Origin of the sequence: Nocardia coffeae, from assembly GCF_019890715.1 — a bacterium.
Taxonomy (GTDB): Bacteria; Actinomycetota; Actinomycetes; order Mycobacteriales; family Mycobacteriaceae; genus Nocardia; species Nocardia jiangxiensis.
This window is the reverse complement of the sequence record NZ_JAINZY010000002.1, coordinates 459,862-478,414: the sequence shown is the minus strand read 5'-3', so window position 1 is coordinate 478,414 and position 18,553 is coordinate 459,862. Positions and strand designations below refer to the sequence as shown.

The window sequence follows — 18,553 nt, the reverse complement described above, 5'->3', positions numbered from 1 at the left end:
TTCACGCGAGGAAACATGCACAAGACGAACCACCTGCGGTGATTCTCTCGGCGCATCGACCATATCCGCGTGATCGTGACCGTCCCGGTACTGCCGTCCGCAGGTATCTGGCTCGGCTCGCAGAGCCTCACAGTTGCGGGACAGCGCCGGATTCGCACCGGACTTCCCTACGGATATGCGACATATTACGCATACCTCCCCCGTACCCGGCCGCGACGGTGCCGTTCTCACAGCAGATAGCCGAAAACCCGGGCAGGGCCCGGGTTTTCGGTGTCCGCTGTGGATCAGCGCGTGGCGATGATCGCCGAACCGTGGCCGAACAGCCCCTGGTTCACCGCGATACCCGCCCGTGCGTTCTCCACCTGACGCCCGTCGGCCTGACCACGCAACTGCCAGGTGAGCTCGCAGATCTGCGCGATCGCCTGCGCGGGAATCGCCTCACCGAAGCTGGCCAGTCCGCCACTGGCGTTCACCGGCACGCGACCACCCAAAGTCGTTGCCCCACTGCGCAACAACTCCTCGGCGCCGCCGACCTCACACAGCCCGATGTCCTCGTACCAGTCGAGTTCCAGTGCGGTGGACAGGTCGTAGACCTCCGCGAAGGACAGCTCGTCGGGTCCGAGACCGGCCTCCTCGTACGCTGCGTCCGCGATCGCCGAGCGGAATGCGCGCGGCGGCGCGTCGAACGCCACGGCGGAGTCGGTCGCGAAATCCGGCAGGTCGAGAACGGTTTTCGGGAATGTCGGCGTCACCGTCGACAAGCCGCGGATACGGACCGGATCGGCGATGCCGTGGCGACGCGCGTACTCCATCGAGGTCAGCACCAGGGCCGCGCCGCCGTCGCTGGTCGCACAGATGTCCAGCAGCCGAAGCGGATCCGACACGACCGCCGAGGCCGCGACCTCCTCGGCCGAGACCTCCTTGCGGTAGCGGGCGTACGGGTTGTTCAGGCCGTGGCGCGCGTTCTTCACCTTGACCGCGGCGAAATCGTCGAGGGTTGCGCCGTGCAGCGCCATCCGGCGACGGGCGTACAGCGCGAAATAGATCGGGTTGGTGGCCCCGAGCAGGTGGAAGCGCAACCAGTCCGGATCGTCGCGGCGTTCCCCGCCGACCGGCTGGAAGAAGCCCTTCGGGGCGGCATCCGCACCGACCACCAGCGCGACGTCGGTCAGACCGGCCAGGATCTGGGCGCGGGCGTTGGCGATGGCCTGTGCACCGGAGGCGCAGGCGGCGTAGCTGCTCGAGATCCGCGCACCCGACCAGCCCAGTGCCTGAGCGAAGGTCGCGCCGGACACGAAACCCGGGTAGCCGTTGCGGATGGTGTCCGCGCCCGCGATATACCCGACGTCGCGGTGGTCCACTCCGGCGTCCGCCAGCGCCGCACGCGCCGCGACCAGCCCGTATTCGACGAAGTTGCGGCCCCATTTGCCCCACTGGTGCATACCCGCACCCAGGACGGCGATGTCGCGATTGTTCGTATCAGGCATCGACCGGCCTCCACATCCACACCGTGCGCTCCGCTTCCTCGTCCTCGTACAGCACGCCGAGGGTCAATTCGACCGGCATGCCGACGGCCAGGTCGTCCACGGTCAGTCCGCGCACCACCTGTCCGAGGATCACCATCTGCTCGACCTCGAGTTCCACCGCCGCGACGACGTAGGGCTCGAACGGATCGGGCGAGACGTACGGCGCGGGCGGCTTGTACCGCGCATCGGCGTACGACCAGATCCGGCCGCGCGTGGAGAACAGGTATTCGGCCAGCTCGGAGCCGTCCTTCGGACTTGCACACTGCGGATTCCGGCAGGCCAGCGTGTTCCGCGGGAAGTACGGCGTGCCACACACCCCGCACCGACTTCCCACGAGACGCACCACACCGTCGTCCGCAGTGAACCAATCTGCCACCGCAGGGCGTTGTTCTTTCTGCACACCCCGACGTTATAGGAACACGTTCTACTTTGGCGAGACCCTCCCGATCAGTGATCCACATCCGGAAGTACGACGTCCCGTTCGAGAGACGCCCACGCCGATGACCACCAGGCAAGCCGGGACCCGACGACCACAGTGTCCGCACTGCCGAACCCGCTCTCGACTGCGGGGATCCGTGCCCCGGATCCGGGCTCACTTGCCACCGATCGTCCCGAAATTCCTAGTCCGACCAGTAGCTCAGCATTGCCTCGTCCGCCAATTGCGTTCCCCCTGAGGTGATCACGAGTTCGGCGCGAGACAACATGTACTGCACCCCGGCATTCGTCACGAGAAATCCGCTAACAGTCCGCACCGGGTCATCGATCTCGACCGACGACCCGTCTCCGAGACGCATCCCCTTGTAATACAGGCGACCGACCCCGGTTTCACAGATCACCACGAGCGACGAGACCGTGCGCCCGATGGCCACCGCCGGATTCGTGAAGTCACAGCGCGCTCCCGGATAGGCGAGAAACCCCTGCCTGTCGGTACCCGCCACAAGATCATCGACGCCGCCCGTAGGAGCAGGGGCCGGAGCAGCGGAAGCCGATTCCAGATCCGGATCCGGCGGCGTCGTCACCGTCGGCGCGGTGCCATCGTTCGCCACCGACGTCGGGACGTCCCAGGCATTCGCGGCGACGTCGTGGTTCGACTGCAGCGCGAGAACCCCGCCGAAGACCACCAGCACCGCCGCGACGGCGACCGCGATCAACAACGAATCGACGACCGGAGAGCGGGTAGCCCCACGAGCCGCCGCAACCGGTTGCCCCACCTGCGGATGACCACCGGGCCCGGGTGCCGGGTGACCACCGGGCGGCATCGACTGCCACATGACAGGCGGAACGGATGACAGCGTCGTCGCTCGGCGTCTGTTTCGCGCCCGATGGACGACCAGAAAAATCAGGAGGGCCAGCCAGGGCCATTCGAACAGGCAGCCGACGAAAGTCCTTGCGACAGAGGGGCTCCCTGCACCGAAACCGACCGCGACAGCAGCTCCCAGCCGATAGGGCCACAGCACGAATGCCCAGATCACCGCGAGAACCACCAGCGCGGCAACGATTGTCAGACATCCGCTCCCACCACCACCGGAGCCGCGACCGCCTCGACCGGAATGCCATGCGTGCCCCACCGACAACGGCCCCGCTCCGAATCCGACGCCACGGGTCGACACACCGGCGCGGAACCCGAAGGCACCCAGACCGATTCCCAGTTTCACTCACCCAGCGTATTGGTCAAACCCACTGTGCCTCTAGGGTATTCATGCCTCAATACCAGCGGAGCCGCATACCGACGCCGAATGGGGGGCGCGACCGAGCAGCCGGTTCGCTTCACTCACCAACCGTGCCGTTCATCGCGGGGGCCCACCACTCGAGCCTCCCCGGGATCAGGCGATTCGGAAGTCCGGGATGGTTTTCATCAGTTCGGCCCATTCCGGGTAGTCGGCGAGTTTGCGGTCGTGTACGGCCATGATCTTTGCGGCCAGGTCGGGGTCGAGGTCGTCGGAGACGTCGGGGCCGATGGCCAGGCGGGACAGGTGCGGGATGATGTCCGGATCGCCGGCGAGGTGGATCGGGTCGTACATGTATCGCTCGAGGGCGGCGATGTCGGCGATGCCGACGCAGTAGCCGTGCGTGTAGCCCTCGGTGGGATCGCCGAGGTGTTGGCCGACGGCCGAGAACGATACGGATTCGACGGTCGAGGTGCGCCGCATCAGGGCCAGAACCTGGGCCCTCTGCTCCTCGCTGGTCTCGTCGCGAAATCCGAAGCGCAGCATGTGAACGATCATGACGATCTCCCGGATTGAACTTGCTGGTTCACTTTTGTGAACCGAACAAGAAAATAGCTGGGTTGCACCAGTGAGTTCAAGGGTTTGCACCGAACCGATAATCTGTGGAGGTGACGAAAGCTGCGGGCGGACACGGCCGGATCGATAAGCGGCAGGCCATCCTCGACGGGGCCTTCGCGGTCTTTGCGCGCCGCGGCTACAGCCAGGCGTGCGTGCAGGAGATCGCCGACGAGGCGGGAGTCGCCAAACCGACGGTCTACAACCATCTCACCGACAAGGAAACCCTGTTCCGGCACGCCATCGAAACCGTCGCCGACGCGGTCGGCGCGCAATGCGTCGAGGCTATCGCGCCGTTGCGCGATCCGGCTGCGGATCTGCGTGCGGCACTGAATGATTCGGCACTTCGGTTACTGAAGATCTGTGCGGGAGATCGGTCCCGGTCCCTGCGCTCGCTGACCACCGCGCAGATGCCGGTCTTTCCGGATCTGCTCGAGATCGTGCAGGATCGAACGTCCGGGAGGGTCACCGAGGCGATCGGTGATCGAATGGCGCACCTGATGCTCGCCGGTCGCCTGCGATCGGCCGATCCGGCGACGGCGGCCGAGCAGTTCCTCGCCCTGCTCACCGGGCCACTGCAGATCCGCTCGCGGGCGGGCACCCGCACACTCGCGCTCGCCGAGCTGCGCACACTCGCCGACGCCGCGGTCGACACCTTCCTGCGTGCCTACGAGAATCCGCCGAGCTGACCCGAGCCGATCCTGCCCCCGATACCGTGATGGCCGGGCCCCTCGGATAAAGGCCCGGCCATCACCGATTCCGCCAGTACCGTGGAACGCGAACACGTTTCGACGGCACGAACCACACATAATCCATTGCCTGCGGAGACCGGCCGGGCGGCTCAATGCTCTACCGACCTCCGCGTGCGAGTTCAATTCTCGCGGACCGCGAGGCCGGACCCCATATCGACGCCGACAAACTCGATCCGCCGGATTTTGTCGGTGCCGACAAGCCCGCGCCGACGGTCCCGCGCGCGAGAACGCTCGCCGATTGCTCAGCGCCGATTGCATGATCCGCGACTCCGGTGATCGGCCCGGTAACATCGCGTGGGTGCGTCGCCGTGAACCGCATCCGGACCTTCGGGAACTGCTGGAATCAGAACGACGGCGACTCGACGAAGTCGCCACCGAACTCGTCGTGATGATCCGGGACAACATCGAGATGTACCGGGACGAAGCGGCCGTTCCCACCGCCCTGCTGCAACGATCCGCGCGCAGCAACCTCGAAGGTATCCTGAATTTCCTCGAGTTCGGCCAGGAGGCCGATATCAGCGCTGCTCGACGCACCGGTCAGGAGCGCGCGGCGCAGGATATCGCGCTGCCGGAGGTGCTGCGGGCCTTCCGGCTCGGATTCGTCTGCTTCTGGAACTGGATGCTCACCGCCGCCCGGGAACGCGACGAGCGCGCCGTCACCGCGCTGACCGATATGGTCTCCGAACTCTGGGTGCTCAGCGACGAATTCTCCACCGCCGTGACCGAGAGCTACCGCAGGGAGAAGACCAAACAGGCAGTGGCGCTGGACCGACGCCGTTCGGCACTGGTCGCCGGGCTCATCGATGGCACCCTCGGCGACCACCAGACCCCGTGGGAGATCGCGCAACTGCTGGATATGCCCTTCGAGGGCGCGTTCCTGGTGGTGGTGGCCGAAACCCCGCCGGCCGATGGCCGCGCCCTGCCGCATCTGGAGGACCACCTGTCGCTGCGCGACATCCGATCCGCGTGGCGCTCGCAACCGGATCGCGAGATCGGCATCGTGCACCGCAACCGCCGCCACACCACCGAGGGCCTGCTCGAACTGATCTCCACCACCGCCACCTCCCGAGTCGGCGTGAGTCCGGAGTACACCTGCCTGGACCGGACCTCCCGGGGCGCGAGATTCGCCAGCATCGCGCTGGAAGCGATGCCCGCCGGATCCACCGGGATGAAACAACTCCCCGACACCCCACTGGGCGAACTGGTACTCAGCCATCCGGATACGACCCGCCGCTTCGTGCGACGCGTCCTCGGCGAGATCCTCGCATTGCCCGACGAGGATCGCAGCACCCTGCTGTCCACCGCACAAGCCTGGATCGGCGCCCACGGTTCGGCCGCCGAGGCCGGACGCATCCTCTACTGCCACGAGAACACCGTCCGCTACCGCATGCGCCGCGTGGAGGAACGCCTCGGCATCGCCCTGGACGACCCGATCAAACACGCCGAATTCGCCGCCGCCCTCGAAGCCATCCAGGTCTTCCCGGACCTGTCCACCGTCCGCCTCGAGCCCGACCAGCGGATCTGAGACCGAATCACCCGCCCCGAATCGCCTCCGGGAAGCCGAATGTCGTGACCAGCGCCGGGTCGTGGAATTTGATCACGCGGGAAACGCCTGTGGGAGTGGCGATCAGGACGACGACGCCGTCGGGGTGGAGGGAACCGTCGGTGCCGCAGTGGTACACGACCGCGGCGGGGTGGCCGTTGGCGGTGGTGGGGAGCATGCGCCAGTCGCCAGGGGCGCCCAGGACGTAGGTGGCGAGCATGTGGATGCAGCCGCGGCGACCGGATTGCCAGTCTGCGAACGGGGTCGCCTCGAGGGTGGCGTCGGCGCGCAGGACCTGTTCGAGCATGCGGGCGTCGGAGTGTTCGAAGGCGGCGATGTAACCGTCGAGCAGGGTGCGGGCTCGTGGATCGGTTGGTTCGAGCACAGTTTCGCGGTTCGGGTCCAGGTCGTTCAGGCGGCTGCGGGCGCGTTGGAGGCCGCTTTTCACCGCTGCGGTGGTGGTGTCGAGGATTTCGGCGGTTTCTGCGGCGGAGAACGCCAGTACCTCACGCAGGATGAGAATCGCGCGTTGCCGAGCGGGCAGGTGCTGCAGGCCCGCGATGAGCGCCAACCGGAGCGACTCGCGCGCGATCACCACCGCGGCCGGATCGTCGGCGGTGGGGGTCAGCCAAGCCTCCGGAATCGGCTCCAACCACGAAACCTCGTCCGGGCCAAGGATATTCGGCGGTCCATCGACCGCCTCACACGGACCGGACAGGCCGGAGGGCAGGACACGGATCGAGCGTGGCTCCAAGGCCGTCAGGCAGACGTTGGTGGCGATCCTGTAGAGCCAGGAGCGCACCGAGGAACGTCGCTCGAAGCCCGCATAGGCGCGCCACGCGCGAAGGTACGTCTCCTGCACCAGATCCTCGGCGTCCTGCGCCGAACCCGCCATCCGGTAGCAGTGCGCCAACAGCTCACGCCGAAAATGCCGGGTCTCGGCGGTGAACCGGTCTCGATCCGCCTGCGGATGCGATGTCACCGGCGAAAGCCTAGTACTCAGGGCACGAGGGCGAGTTTGCCGACCGTCGCCCTGGATTCCAGCTCCGCCAGTGCCTTCGGCCCATCGGCCAGGTCGTACACCGTGGGCTCGGCAGGAATCAGCACACCGGCCGCGATCAGCGCGGACAGCTCACCCATCACCTCCCCGAAGATCGCCGGTGCGGCCTGCATCAGCACACCGATATTGAGCCCGATGACATGCACCTGATGCCGATATACCAACTCCCGGTTGGTGATCGGGACTTCGCCGCCCGCCAGCCCGTAGACGACGACGCGTCCGGTGACCAGCTCGGCCGCCGCGAGACTTTCGGCGAACATGGCCCCGCCCGCCGATTCGAGCACCAGATCGACGCCGCGACCACCGTTCAGCGCTCGCACTTCGGCAGCGAGATCACCACCGCGAGAGTCCAATACGTGGTCGGCGCCCAGCGCCAGAACCGTCTCGTGCTTGTCCGGCGAGGCGGTCGCGATGACCGTCGCACCGTAATGCTTGGCCATCCGCACCGCGGCCTGTCCGGTGCCGCCCGCCGCCGCGTGGATCAGCACGGTCTGTCCCGCGGTGATCCCACCGAGCGGCACGAGCGCGGCCAGCGCGGTCGGCCAGTTCACGACCAGCCCCAGCGCCTGTGGATCCGTCCAACCGGACGGCACCGGCATCGCCGCGACCGCGGGCAGAACCATGTACTCGGCGAATGCGCCCGCACCGACACCGACGACATGGTCACCCGATCGCAGACCGCTCACTTCCTGCCCGACCGCGACGATCTCACCCGCGGCCTCGAAACCTGCCACATACGGCGGCTCCGGCCCGTCGGGCGACGTCCCGTGGGCCTGCATCACGTCTCGGAAGTTGCCCCCCGCCGCAGCAACCCGGATCAACACCTCACCCCGCCCGGGACTCGGCACCCGCGCATCGGTGATCAGCCGCATATCCCGCGGTCCGTCCAGGGAGGTCTGCTGCAGCGCGCGCATGGTCGTGGGAATACTCATCGGCGATCGGCCCTTTCGTTCGACACGTGTGAGAGGGCGATCCGGCACAGGCCGTTTCCCTCTCACCAGGTAGACCACCGCCACCGTGAAAAGGAATCGGCCCGCGACGACGAATCCGGTCCGAGAGCCGTCGGCAATCGAACATCGACGGTCCTCGCCGAGGAGTGAGGGTCAGGCGTTCGCACCTTTCAACGCCGGGAGAACACCGCCACCAGGAAATCGGATCGCGGGGTGAACGGGCGCAGATCCCAGGTGGACAGGAGTACGTCGGCGTGCAGGCCCACCGATTCGGCGTCGGCGAGGAATTCGTCGAAGTCGTATCCGCGGCCGCTGCCGAGTCCGACGACCACTCGACCGTCCGTGGCGGTGTGGCGGGCGAATCCGGCCAGCACGTCACGTCGTGTGGACACGGCGACAAAGCCCATCACGTTGCCCGCGCACAGCACCACGTCGAACTTCGTGGCGATCCCCTGTTCAGCCAGGTCGAGCTGGGCCAGATCGCCGACCAGCCAGCGCGGCCCCGGGAAGTCGAGCTCCGCGGCTTCGATCAGTACGGGGTCGACGTCGACGCCCACCACCTCGTGCCCGGCCCGATGCAGATATCCGCCCAGCCGTCCGGCGCCGCAGCCGGCATCGAGCACCCGCGAACCGCGCTCCAGCATCGCATCGACCATGCGTGCCTCACCGAAGATGTCCTGCCCCTCGGCCGCCAGATTCCGGAACCGCTCCGCGTACCGCACCGAATGCGTCGGATCGGCGGCGGTGATCTCCTCCCACTGACTCAATACGCGCGAACTCATCGGCTGCTCCTTCCACACTCTCGGCCCGTTCCGAATTGTGCGGTCACAGACGATTCTGCGCGATAGCCCTGAAGTAACTTTCACCGCTCCCTAGCCGCTGAGCCGCGCACCCGAATCGAATCCCCAGAGCGCCAGCGTCAGAAGAAGATTCACGCAGATCATCACCGTGATACTCGCTCGCATCGCCCGACCGGCAGCCACCCCGACACCTTCCGGGCCACCGCTGGAGTAATACCCGTAATAACACTGGATGGTCGTCGTGATCACCACGAACACAACGGCTTTCGCCAGCGAGTAGACGATGTCGGAGCCGCTGAGCACCATCCGGAAATAGTGCTCGTAGGTGCCCGGCGTCCGGCTGCCCGCGACGCCGATGGCGATCTGGACGGCGAGGAAATTCATCGCCAGACACACCAGATACAGCGGGACGATGGCCGCCACCGCCGCCATCAGCCGGGTGGTGACCAGATACGGGATGGATCGGATGGCCAGCGTTTCCATCGCGTCGATCTCCTCGGAGATGCGCATCGCGCCGAGTTGCGCGGTGAAGCGGCATCCGGCCTGTGAGGCGAAAGCGATCGAGGCCATGATCGGGGCCAGTTCCCGGGTCGAGGCCGTCGCGGAGATCAGCCCGGTCGCCGGGCCCAGACCCAGCAGTTTCAACGCGCTGTATCCCTCGATGCCGACCAGCGCGCCGGCGCTGGCGCCGAGCACGATGATGATTCCGGCGGTCCCGCCGCCCACGATGAGCGACCCGTTCCCCCAGGCCACGACCGAGACCAGGCGCAGGAATTCATTGCGATAGTGCCGCAGCACCACAGGTATCGACAAGATCGCGCGAACGAAGAAGCGCCCCATGTGCCCGAAACGCATGACCAGCCGCAACGGTGCGGCGCTGATCCGCACGAGACCACCGAGCCCGATCGGATAATACGGTGCCGCCATCGCTACAACGCCTCTCGCGGAAACAGCAGGGTATAGATCTCGGTGAAGCCGACATTCACCACCATGAGCAACACGATCGAGGCCACGACGGCGGCGTTGACCGAATCCGCCACACCACTCGGACCGCCCTTGGTACTGAGCCCCTTCTGACACGCGACCACCGTCACGATGAGCCCGAAGACAACCGATTTCACCACCGCCAGATACATGTCCCCGATCGTGGCGAAGGAGGAGAAGGTGGCCACGAAACTGCCTGGCGTCCCGCCCTGCACGTAGACGTCGAACAGATATCCGGCGATAAATCCGACGAAGGCGCTCAATCCGGTCAGCCCCACCGCGACCACCACACCGGCCGCCACCCGCGGCACCACGAGCCGATGGATCACCTCCACGCCCATCACGGTCATGGCGTCGATCTCCTCGCGAATCGTGCGCGACCCGAGATCCGCGCAGATCGCCGACCCCACCGCCGCGGCCAGCAGCATCGCCGTGACCACCGGTGCGGCCTGCCGGATGACGGCCAGCCCGCTCGCCGCACCCGCGAGCGAACTCGCGCCGACCTGTCCGGCGATCAGCCCGAACTGGATGGACAGCGTCGCGCTGATCGGCAGTGCGACCGCGATGGTCGGCACATACGAGGTTTTCACCATGAACGCGGCCTGCTGCACGAACTCCCGGAATACGAACCGTCCCGTCGCGATATCCGAGATCAGGTACTGCACCGCGCGAACACCCAGAACGAATTGGGAGCCGACCGTATCGAGCGAGGCGATCGGATGACGGCGCAGATAGCCGCGTCCCCAACCTCTGACACCCGTTGCCGTGATCGTCATCAGGCCATCTCCACCTTCGCGGCCAGCCACCGACCTGCGACCGAGCGCATCGTCATGATGATCCGGCTCCGATCCATCCGCGGATCGGGACTCACCGCGTTGGTGATCTCCTGATCGACGAACAACATGACCACGACCTGATCTCCGGACGCGCTCTGCACGCTCGCGTCCACGACTTTGCCGACACTGCGGGCCTTGTTGTCGATCAGCATCTTCTTCAGCTGGCTGCTCGACTGCGCGTACATGCTCTTGAAATCGCCTGTGGCGCCGTCCAGGACGTGGGCGTAGTCGTCATCGATGTGCTGGGAATCGATACTGGTGAGCGCCACGGCATAGTTCTGCGCGGTGGACAGTGCTTGCTGGGCCGCCGTATCGACCTCGTCGCGCTGGCGTAGTTTCCAGCCGAAAATCCCGGCGAACACCGAGGATACGATCGCGATGACGATGATCAGTGCGGCGCCCGAACGCACGAACCACCATCTCGCGCTGCACTTTCCGAGGTCGGATACGGTCTCGTCCGATCCGGCTTCGCCGTTCTCGAGGTCGTTGTCGTCCTCTGATCGGGCGTCGTCGGATCGAACGCTCTCCGGTTCGTCGTTCTCGGATTTCTCGGTGACTGTCGAATCGGGATCGGTCCCCGGGACCTCCGACTCCAACTGTGCTGTCGACATCGGTCTACTCCTGAAATACGTTGCCGAGCTGATCATCTGGGCGGTATGTACGGCTCGGGCACGCCGCCGTACGGCGTGGGAATCGACCATCTGCCCTGCGGTGTCGGGTCGGTGGTCGCGAGCGGATTCACCCCGGGCGGCGGATGAGCCGTATCGTCCCCGGGCGGCTGCGGCGCATTGCGCGCGCCGCGCACCACCAGACTCGGATCCGGGTCCGTGCAATAGGTGTACAGGTACGGCTCCGGATAATTCGGCACGGTGATGGGCTTGCGGGGCAGGTTGTAATCGCACTGCTTGCGCGGGTACAGATTCACCAGCGCCCACACCGCGTTGTCGTGAAACGCTCCGGCCAGCGCGTCCACCGCCGAACCGGGACGTTGCTTCGGGAAGAAGAACTCCCGCATCGCCGGTACGTGCAGATACGACATCTGCGCGACGGTGCCGAGATTGCCGAGCAACTGCACCATCGTCGGCGAATTGTCGGCGATGATCTGATCCATCGCATGCAGAGCCCGAGGGCTTTCGGTGACCAGAGTCCGGTAGCCGCCGGTCATCCTGTCCACGCCCGCGGCGGTCCGATCCAGATCGGCGGCCGTCGCAGCCAGGCCCGGAGACAGATCACGAACCGTGGACAGCACGATTTCGCTGTTGCGCAACAGGCTGACCGTCTGCGGCAGAACCGAACCCAGCGTCGTGATCAGCAAGGTGCCGCCCCCGATGATCGCGGCCAGCTTCTCCGGGGCCTGCGGGCTGCCGCCCAGTTCCTGCACGATCGAGGCGAGTTTCGCCGGATCCAGTTGCACGACAGCGCCGTTCATATCGCCGAGCAGTTGCGCCAGCGTCACCGGCGCGGAGGTCCGGTCCACGCCGACGGTCGCGCCATCGGCCAGATACGGTCCGGTCGAGGTCCGCGGCACGAAGTCCAGATACTGCTCACCGGCGGGCGAGAGCGCGGCCACCCGGGCCGTGCTGTCGGCGGGTATCTTCGCCGAACCATCGATCGCGACCACCGCCACGACGACACCGTCGGCGATATCCACCGATTTCACCACCCCGACCCGCACCCCACGCACGGTCACATCCCGATTCGGTTGCAGCCCACCCGATTCGGCGAACCGGACACGAACCAGATACGTCGACCGGAACGGATCTGCCTGCAGCGACCCGAAAACCAGATAACTCGCCCCCAGCACCGTCGTCAGCACCAGCGCGATCCACGAGACGGTCAGCCGATGGCCGGAAAGGTACGCCGCGACCGCACCGAGCGTGTCCCTCGCCCGCTGCCCCCGCATCGCCCGCGTAGCGTTCATCGTCCGGGTCCGATCACCCGATCGTGCAAGCGCTGCAACGTATATGCCAACGATCCGACGAAGTTCGCCCAGTCGGTCCCGTCCGGAATCCGGGCGTCCGGATTTCCGGGGAAGTTGGGATCGGGCGCCGCACCGACCGCGATCTTGGTGACGTCGGCATCCGCACCCGCGCCGGTGGACGAGGCCACCTTGCCGCCGACGATCCCGATCGATGCGTTCAGGACGTTAAGATCCAGTCCCGGCTGCTCGGCCGCGGCGTTCAAACCGGCCGACAGATTGTTCATATCCGTGATGAGACTGCGTTTTCCGGTTCCGTTCACCGAGGGGAATTTCTGGAGTTCCCCCGCGATGCGACTCAATCGGGCCGCGAGATCGACGATGTTCTGCGTGTTGCCGCTCACGGCCCGCACCGCGGGCCCCGCGGCGGCCACGGCCGCATTCACCGTGGACTGCTGTGCGGCGATCGTATCGGTCAGCGTTCCGGTGTCGCGGATCGCCGCCTGGATCTGATCGGATCGCTGTGACAATGTCCGAACCAGCGTCGAGGTCTGGGAGATCAAGTCCGCCAGGCGATTTCCGCGCCCATCGAGATCCGCCCCGAGCCCGTTGACGACCTTCGCCAGATCGCGAACCGCGCCGCCGTTCACCAGCAGGGCGGCCCGGCTCAGCACGGCCTCGATGGTCGCCGCGTCCGAGGTGGCGGGTTCCGGGATGACCGAACCGTCGTGCAGCAGTGCCGATCCCGTGGCGGCGGGCGTGGTCAATGCCACGAATACATCACCCATCGGTGTGGCCGAACGCAATTCAGCGGTGGTGCCGACGGGAAGTTGTACGCCCGAGCGGATTCGCAGGGAGACCACGGCGGTGAAATCGTGCGCGTGCATCTGCTCCACCTCGCCGATATCCGCGCCCTGCAACTTCACCTTCGCCTTGGTCGGGAGGTTCAGCGCATTGGCGAATTCGGCGGTGATCGTGTACGTGTGCGCGCCGACCGAGGGCGCCGGTAGTGGCAGCGAATCCAGTCCGGCCGAACATGCGGTCGTCGTGAGCGCACCGGCCAGGGCGGCCGCTGTCACGCCGCGACGTAGTGTCCGCACATCCTTCGCCGTCATTTCCGCACCCCCGCAATTCCGGCCAGCATCGCGGTCACCCCGAAATCCGGGCCCATATCCGAGGCCTTCCCGGTGGCGCACCCCAACTGTTTCAACTGGAGCAGATTGCACACCTGTTTCACCATCTGGCCGTCCAGAGCGATCTTGTCGACATTCACGTGCACACGTCCGGCGCCGGCCTGCTGATCGATCGCGTTGTACGCGTTGTCGGTGACGAGTGGGAACAGATCCAGGAATTGCCCGATACTGCGCTGATAGTCCGCCAGACTCCGCACCAGCACATTCGCACCGGCCGCGGTCCCGGACACCGTGCCGCGTTCACGCTGCATGAGATCCGCTGTCCGCGTGATGATCTGATCGAGTTTCGCGCCCGTGTCCCCCGATCCCAGGTTCAGATCCGCGAGCATCTCACTCATCTGGTGCACGGCGGCGGCGAACGCGCGGACCTTCCCGTCGTTGTCGGCGGCGGTGGCGGTCAGGGCATTCAGATCGTTCACGATCTCGGTGATGGCGTTCCTGGTCGCCGCACCGCCGTCGTCGCCCATGCGCAACGCCCGGGACAGCTCGTCCAGCGCGGCCTTGATATCCCCGCCGTTGTGTGTGGTCACCGATGCGCCGAGATCGACCATATTCGCCAGGGGCCCATTACCTTTGCCGTCTCCGCCGAGCGAGCGCGACAATCGGTCCGCCGTGGACAGTAGGCTGTCGAATTCGACCGGCGTACGTGTCCGATCGAGGGACAGCACCGTTCCATCGCCCAGCACCGGGCCGGTGCGATAGGCGGGCGTGAATTCGATGTGCCGATCGGTCAGCACCGAATCCGACACGGTCACCGCTTTCGCGTCCGCCGGAATCCGGATCGCCCGATCCAGGCTCATCCTGACCTCGACGAAATCACCTCGCTGCGTAATGCTCTCGATCTTCCCGATCCGGATGCCGAGCACCTCCACCGGATTTCCGGTGTACAGACCCGCGGCATCGGCGAATTGTGCGGTCACCGTGATGGTTCCACTGCCCAACTGGGTCAACGGCACGCTCGCCACACCGACGATCGCGGCGACCGCGACGATGACGGCGATTTTCACCCACCGGGGCATGCCCGCGCTCATCGGCACTCCTGCGAGTACGGGGAGATGTGCACCTGCGGTGCGCGCCCCACGAGCGCGCACATGAACGAGTCGAGGAATGCGCCGGAGGAGGCGGTCGCATCCAGTTCCGGTCCGGTGCCGGTCAGATTCGCCCAGGACTGCCACGGCACCGGCAGGACCTGCAGGATATTGCGCAGCAGATCGTCGTGCCGGCTCAGCATGGCGGTGATCTCCCGCAAATCCCCCAGCAGCGCAACGATTTCGGGCTGATCCTGGATCGCGAGCGGGGCGAGCCGATCCACGAGTGTCGTCGTGGCGGCGACCATGGATTCGATCGCCTGTTTGCGGGCCAGCAGTTCGCGCAGCAGATCGCCGCCCTGATCGAACAGAGCCCCCAGATCCGTTCGCTGACTGTTGATCACGCCGGTCAACTTGCTCGTGGAGGCAAGCAGTGCACCGATCTGCCCGCGTCGTTCGGCGATGACGGTGGACAGCGTTCGGACATTCTGCATCACCGACGGAATCAGTTGGGGCAGGCCGTTCAACCGGCCGGACAGATCCGTCAGCGCCTTGGCCACCCGGTCGGCGTCCACCTGACCGAATGTCGTGGTTGCGTCAGCGAGCGCGGATTCCAGATCATAAGGAACACTACTGTGCTGCAGCGGAATTCGATCAGAGTTACCAGAGCCTGCCGGGTCGAGTTCGACATATCGGTTGCCCAGCAGGGTCGTGAGTTTGATCGCGGCCGTGGAGTCCGGCCCGAGATGCACCGAGTGATGAACGCTCAGCCTCACCGCCACATGACCATCGGTCAATCGGATCGTCGTGACATGCCCGACCGGCACACCGGCGATGGTCACCCGATCCCCCGCCCCCAACTGCGCCGCCTGCGCGAAATCGACTTCCACATCCTTGTCCCCGAAGTTCATCGAATTGACCGTCAGCGCGATCACGATCACGACGATCAACCCGCCGAGCGCGAGCAGGCCGAGCGATACCCGGTTGTACTCCTCGAGCGACTTCCCGCGCCAACGGATTGCGCAGTGCGGCAACCTCTTCCGCAACTCGTCGAACAGTCGTGGCATCCGGCTCACCTGCACTTGGCCGTGTGCTGGACGACTCCACCCGGAGTCAGTGCGGCGAGAATCCCCGGAATCAACGGTGACATGCCCGGAGCCAGCGAGAAGGTCACATCACAGATGTCCGCATCCGCGTAACCACCCTCCTGCGTGATACGGGCCAGCCCTTTGAGAATGAAGGGAAGGTTGAACCCCATGACACCGAACTTGTATTTGTTGTTCAGAAGATGTTGCGCGAAGCCGGGATTCCGGTTCAGGAAAGCATCGAGTGCGGGTTGATCGGCGTCGGCGATCCGCGCCACGCGCTCGACCGTCCCCGAGAGATGATCCACGGACCCGAGCAGCGCGTCCTTGTTCCGTTGCAGCCCTTCGAATATCGCGCGGGTCTGATCGATGACGGTGCCGAGATCGCCGCTGCGAGCGGCCAGGCCGTTCACGATCGTGGTGAGGTTCGTGATCACCTGTCCCAGGACCTGATCCGGACCGGCGAAGGACTGCGCGAGTTCGGTGGTCTCGGCGACCAGCGCGGTGAGCGCGCCGTTGTCGCCCTGCAACGCGGTGATCAGTGCCTGGGTGATGTTGTCGATCGCGCTGCGGTCCAAGGTCCCGAACAGCGGCTCGAATCCCTTCAGCAGCTTGGAGATATCGAAGGACGGCTCGGTGTTCCGCACCGGGATCACCGCTCCCGCGCGCAGTGCCGCCGGCGAGCCGCGCGTGCCCCGGGACAGCCCGAGATACCGCTGACCGATGAGATTCTGATACGTCACCGAGACCACCGTGGTACCGAAAAGTGTTTGATCACGCTGGATTTCGAATCCCACCCGGGCCAGATCACCGTTCAGTTCGATCGAATCCACTCGGCCGACCCGCACACCGGCCATCCGGACGTCGTCGCCGGTACTCAACCCCGAGACATCGGTGAACATGGCCGAGTACTTCGTCGTGGCACCGCTCACCCCGCGTTCGAGCGTGACGATGACGGTCCAGGACAACAGCACCGACACCACGACGAATACGACCAGCACCAGCAGAGATCGTCGGTAACTCACCGCGCGCCCCCGCTCGGATCCGCGGCCACCGCGACCGTCGCCCCACGCGCCAACGGTCCGAACAGAATGTCGGCGGCGACGTTGGGCGTCCCGCCCAGGATGTCGGCGATCTGCTGCTGCTCCGCCGCACTGCCGACCGGACCGATATCGGTCAGCGACAGATCCGCGGGACGAAATGCACCAGGCCGCAGCAGATTCGGCATCGACCCCGGCGCGGCAGCAGTGTCCGGCGCGGTCGAACAGCTGGTCCCGGTCAGAGTGCCGTAGCGCGGGCAGTCAGCGCGCGTGTACTGCCGGTTCGGGGTCAGCTGCACGATCACCTTCGCGGTCACCCGCTGGACGCGCGGATCGAAGGTCTGGTTGAACTTGCCGCTCATCCGGATGACCGAACTGCTGATCTGCGGAAAATGGCTCGCCCCGTCGCCCAGCACATCCAGCGCGGGCGACAGGTGGGTGGTGATCGAAATCAACCTATCGGTGTTGTGCCCCAAGGCATTTCCGATCGTGTCGAAGGTGTGCACCCCGCCGGTGAGCAGATCGGTCAGCTGCTCACGCTCCCGGGCGACGGTCAGCATCGGCCCGATGGTGTGGTGCAGCGTGTCGAGCAGCTCCGGCGCGCTCGCCTGCACCTCGCGCAACGACGTCGACAGCGCGTCCAGTGTGGACGGCGCGGCCTGGACCGAGACCACCTTGTTCAGCTCGACGACGATCCGGCGCAGCTGCGCACCCGCATCCGCGAGCGACGCGCCTCGCCCGGAGGTGGCCTCGGCCAGGGTCTCCAGCATTCCGACGGCGGTATCGGCCCGGTCCCGACCCACCGCGTCCAGGATCCGGCGCAGCTGATCCAGCGAGGTCTGCAGCCGCACGGTCTCCTGGCTGTGATCCTGCCGGATCAGCGCGTTGCCGGTCACCGCCGGGGCGGATCCGTTGTAGAGCAACTGGATCGAGGGCACCGCGAAGACATTGCTCGGCACCACGCGAGCGGTCACCGAGCCCGGGATCTGCCCGGAGTACTGCGGATCGAGCCGGATGCGCACGTAGTTCATCCCCGGTTCGGGGGCCGGCGCGACCCCGGTCACCAGCCCGACCCGAACACCCAGGTACTTCACGTCCGATTTGGCGGGCAGCCCGTCGCCGACGTCGGCCAGCACGGCGGTGATCGGCACCGTCCGGCGGAACGCTCCGCGCGAGACCGCGACCATCGCCGTGGCGATCCCGGCGACGACGAGGAGAAAACAGACGCCGCTGAGCAGCAGGCGCAGCGCCGAGGGGCCCCGCCCGTCGGGCTCGAACAGGATGGACACCGCTCACTCGCTCCCGCGCCCGGAACGCACTCTCATGATCCCGATCCTCCGAGCGAAATCGCCAGTGTCGGACAGGCATCCACCGCCATGCGAACCTTCGGCTCGACGTCATCGGGTGGATTCGAATCCACGACGGTGGACAGATCGTCCGCACCGACCTCGAATACGGTCGGCGCGATACTCGCGCACAGTGCGTGACCCTCGCACCGGTGCTGATCGATGTGTATCTCCATGACTTCCTCCGAATACCGGCCCGCGGAATGCGCC

General features: G+C 66.1%; 19 protein-coding genes and 1 riboswitch. Of the genes, 2 read left to right on the top strand and 17 right to left on the bottom strand.

What is annotated here, in order from left to right; genetic code table 11:
• Nucleotides 1-81: 81 nt before the first annotated feature.
• Nucleotides 82-190: riboswitch (cobalamin riboswitch) on the bottom strand.
• 94 nt (nucleotides 191-284) lie between these two features.
• The 4 genes from K7711_RS11370 to K7711_RS11355 form a co-directional block, all read right to left on the bottom strand.
• On the bottom strand, nucleotides 285-1,487 hold the full coding sequence (locus tag K7711_RS11370; RefSeq protein ID WP_222968106.1) for a lipid-transfer protein: 1,203 nt from the start codon (nucleotides 1,485-1,487) through the stop codon (nucleotides 285-287).
• Nucleotides 1,480-1,926: a Zn-ribbon domain-containing OB-fold protein gene (locus tag K7711_RS11365; RefSeq protein ID WP_443678087.1), complete on the bottom strand. Its 447-nt coding sequence runs from the start codon at nucleotides 1,924-1,926 to the stop codon at nucleotides 1,480-1,482. Before K7711_RS11365 ends, K7711_RS11370 begins: the two co-directional genes overlap by 8 nt.
• Before the next feature lie 220 nt (nucleotides 1,927-2,146).
• Nucleotides 2,147-2,737: a hypothetical protein gene (locus K7711_RS11360; protein ID WP_222968098.1), complete on the bottom strand. Its 591-nt coding sequence runs from the start codon at nucleotides 2,735-2,737 to the stop codon at nucleotides 2,147-2,149.
• 612 nt (nucleotides 2,738-3,349) lie between these two features.
• On the bottom strand, nucleotides 3,350-3,751 hold the full coding sequence (locus tag K7711_RS11355; protein ID WP_222968096.1) for a Dabb family protein: 402 nt from the start codon (nucleotides 3,749-3,751) through the stop codon (nucleotides 3,350-3,352).
• 110 nt (nucleotides 3,752-3,861) lie between these two features.
• Between K7711_RS11355 and K7711_RS48880 the strand changes: the two genes are divergently transcribed.
• Nucleotides 3,862-4,497 (top strand): TetR/AcrR family transcriptional regulator, encoded by a 636-nt coding sequence (locus K7711_RS48880; RefSeq protein WP_222968094.1) that lies wholly within the window; start codon nucleotides 3,862-3,864, stop codon nucleotides 4,495-4,497.
• A gap of 361 nt (nucleotides 4,498-4,858) precedes the next feature.
• A complete protein-coding gene (locus tag K7711_RS47510) occupies nucleotides 4,859-6,085 on the top strand; it encodes a PucR family transcriptional regulator (RefSeq protein WP_222968081.1) in 1,227 nt (408 codons plus the stop codon).
• A gap of 7 nt (nucleotides 6,086-6,092) precedes the next feature.
• Here K7711_RS47510 and K7711_RS11340 read toward each other — a convergent pair whose 3' ends face one another.
• The 13 genes from K7711_RS11340 to K7711_RS11280 all read right to left on the bottom strand — a co-directional run bounded on the left by K7711_RS11340 (nucleotide 6,093) and on the right by K7711_RS11280 (nucleotide 18,519).
• On the bottom strand, nucleotides 6,093-7,085 hold the full coding sequence (locus K7711_RS11340) for an RNA polymerase subunit sigma-70 (RefSeq protein ID WP_222968079.1): 993 nt from the start codon (nucleotides 7,083-7,085) through the stop codon (nucleotides 6,093-6,095).
• A 17-nt stretch (nucleotides 7,086-7,102) separates the two neighbouring features.
• Nucleotides 7,103-8,095 (bottom strand): NADPH:quinone oxidoreductase family protein, encoded by a 993-nt coding sequence (locus K7711_RS11335; RefSeq protein WP_222968077.1) that lies wholly within the window; start codon nucleotides 8,093-8,095, stop codon nucleotides 7,103-7,105.
• A gap of 188 nt (nucleotides 8,096-8,283) precedes the next feature.
• Nucleotides 8,284-8,895, bottom strand: coding sequence for a class I SAM-dependent methyltransferase (locus K7711_RS11330; RefSeq protein WP_222968075.1), 612 nt, complete (start codon nucleotides 8,893-8,895; stop codon nucleotides 8,284-8,286).
• Between the two features lie 90 nt (nucleotides 8,896-8,985).
• Nucleotides 8,986-9,840, bottom strand: coding sequence for an ABC transporter permease (locus K7711_RS11325; protein WP_222968073.1), 855 nt, complete (start codon nucleotides 9,838-9,840; stop codon nucleotides 8,986-8,988).
• Between the two features lie 2 nt (nucleotides 9,841-9,842).
• Nucleotides 9,843-10,673: an MlaE family ABC transporter permease gene (locus tag K7711_RS11320; protein ID WP_222968070.1), complete on the bottom strand. Its 831-nt coding sequence runs from the start codon at nucleotides 10,671-10,673 to the stop codon at nucleotides 9,843-9,845.
• Nucleotides 10,673-11,344: an Rv1363c family protein gene (locus K7711_RS11315; protein WP_222968068.1), complete on the bottom strand. Its 672-nt coding sequence runs from the start codon at nucleotides 11,342-11,344 to the stop codon at nucleotides 10,673-10,675. The genes K7711_RS11320 and K7711_RS11315 overlap by 1 nt, the downstream gene beginning before the upstream one ends.
• Nucleotides 11,345-11,376: 32 nt before the next feature.
• A complete protein-coding gene (locus K7711_RS11310; RefSeq protein WP_222968065.1) occupies nucleotides 11,377-12,654 on the bottom strand; it encodes an MlaD family protein in 1,278 nt (425 codons plus the stop codon).
• Complete coding sequence (locus tag K7711_RS11305) at nucleotides 12,651-13,766, bottom strand: MlaD family protein (protein ID WP_222968056.1); 1,116 nt, start codon at nucleotides 13,764-13,766, stop codon at nucleotides 12,651-12,653. Before K7711_RS11305 ends, K7711_RS11310 begins: the two co-directional genes overlap by 4 nt.
• Nucleotides 13,763-14,875 carry an MCE family protein gene (locus K7711_RS11300; protein WP_222968046.1) on the bottom strand — a complete coding sequence of 371 codons (1,113 nt, stop codon included), beginning with the start codon at nucleotides 14,873-14,875 and terminating at the stop codon, nucleotides 13,763-13,765. The genes K7711_RS11305 and K7711_RS11300 overlap by 4 nt, the downstream gene beginning before the upstream one ends.
• Nucleotides 14,872-15,939, bottom strand: coding sequence for an MCE family protein (locus K7711_RS11295; RefSeq protein ID WP_222968044.1), 1,068 nt, complete (start codon nucleotides 15,937-15,939; stop codon nucleotides 14,872-14,874). Before K7711_RS11295 ends, K7711_RS11300 begins: the two co-directional genes overlap by 4 nt.
• A 5-nt stretch (nucleotides 15,940-15,944) precedes the next feature.
• A complete protein-coding gene (locus K7711_RS11290) occupies nucleotides 15,945-16,982 on the bottom strand; it encodes an MCE family protein (RefSeq protein WP_222968042.1) in 1,038 nt (345 codons plus the stop codon).
• Complete coding sequence (locus K7711_RS11285; RefSeq protein ID WP_222968039.1) at nucleotides 16,979-18,286, bottom strand: MlaD family protein; 1,308 nt, start codon at nucleotides 18,284-18,286, stop codon at nucleotides 16,979-16,981. Before K7711_RS11285 ends, K7711_RS11290 begins: the two co-directional genes overlap by 4 nt.
• Before the next feature lie 32 nt (nucleotides 18,287-18,318).
• Entirely contained in the window at nucleotides 18,319-18,519 is a 201-nt protein-coding gene (locus K7711_RS11280) for a ferredoxin (protein ID WP_222968037.1), read from the bottom strand.
• Nucleotides 18,520-18,553: the final 34 nt, after the last annotated feature.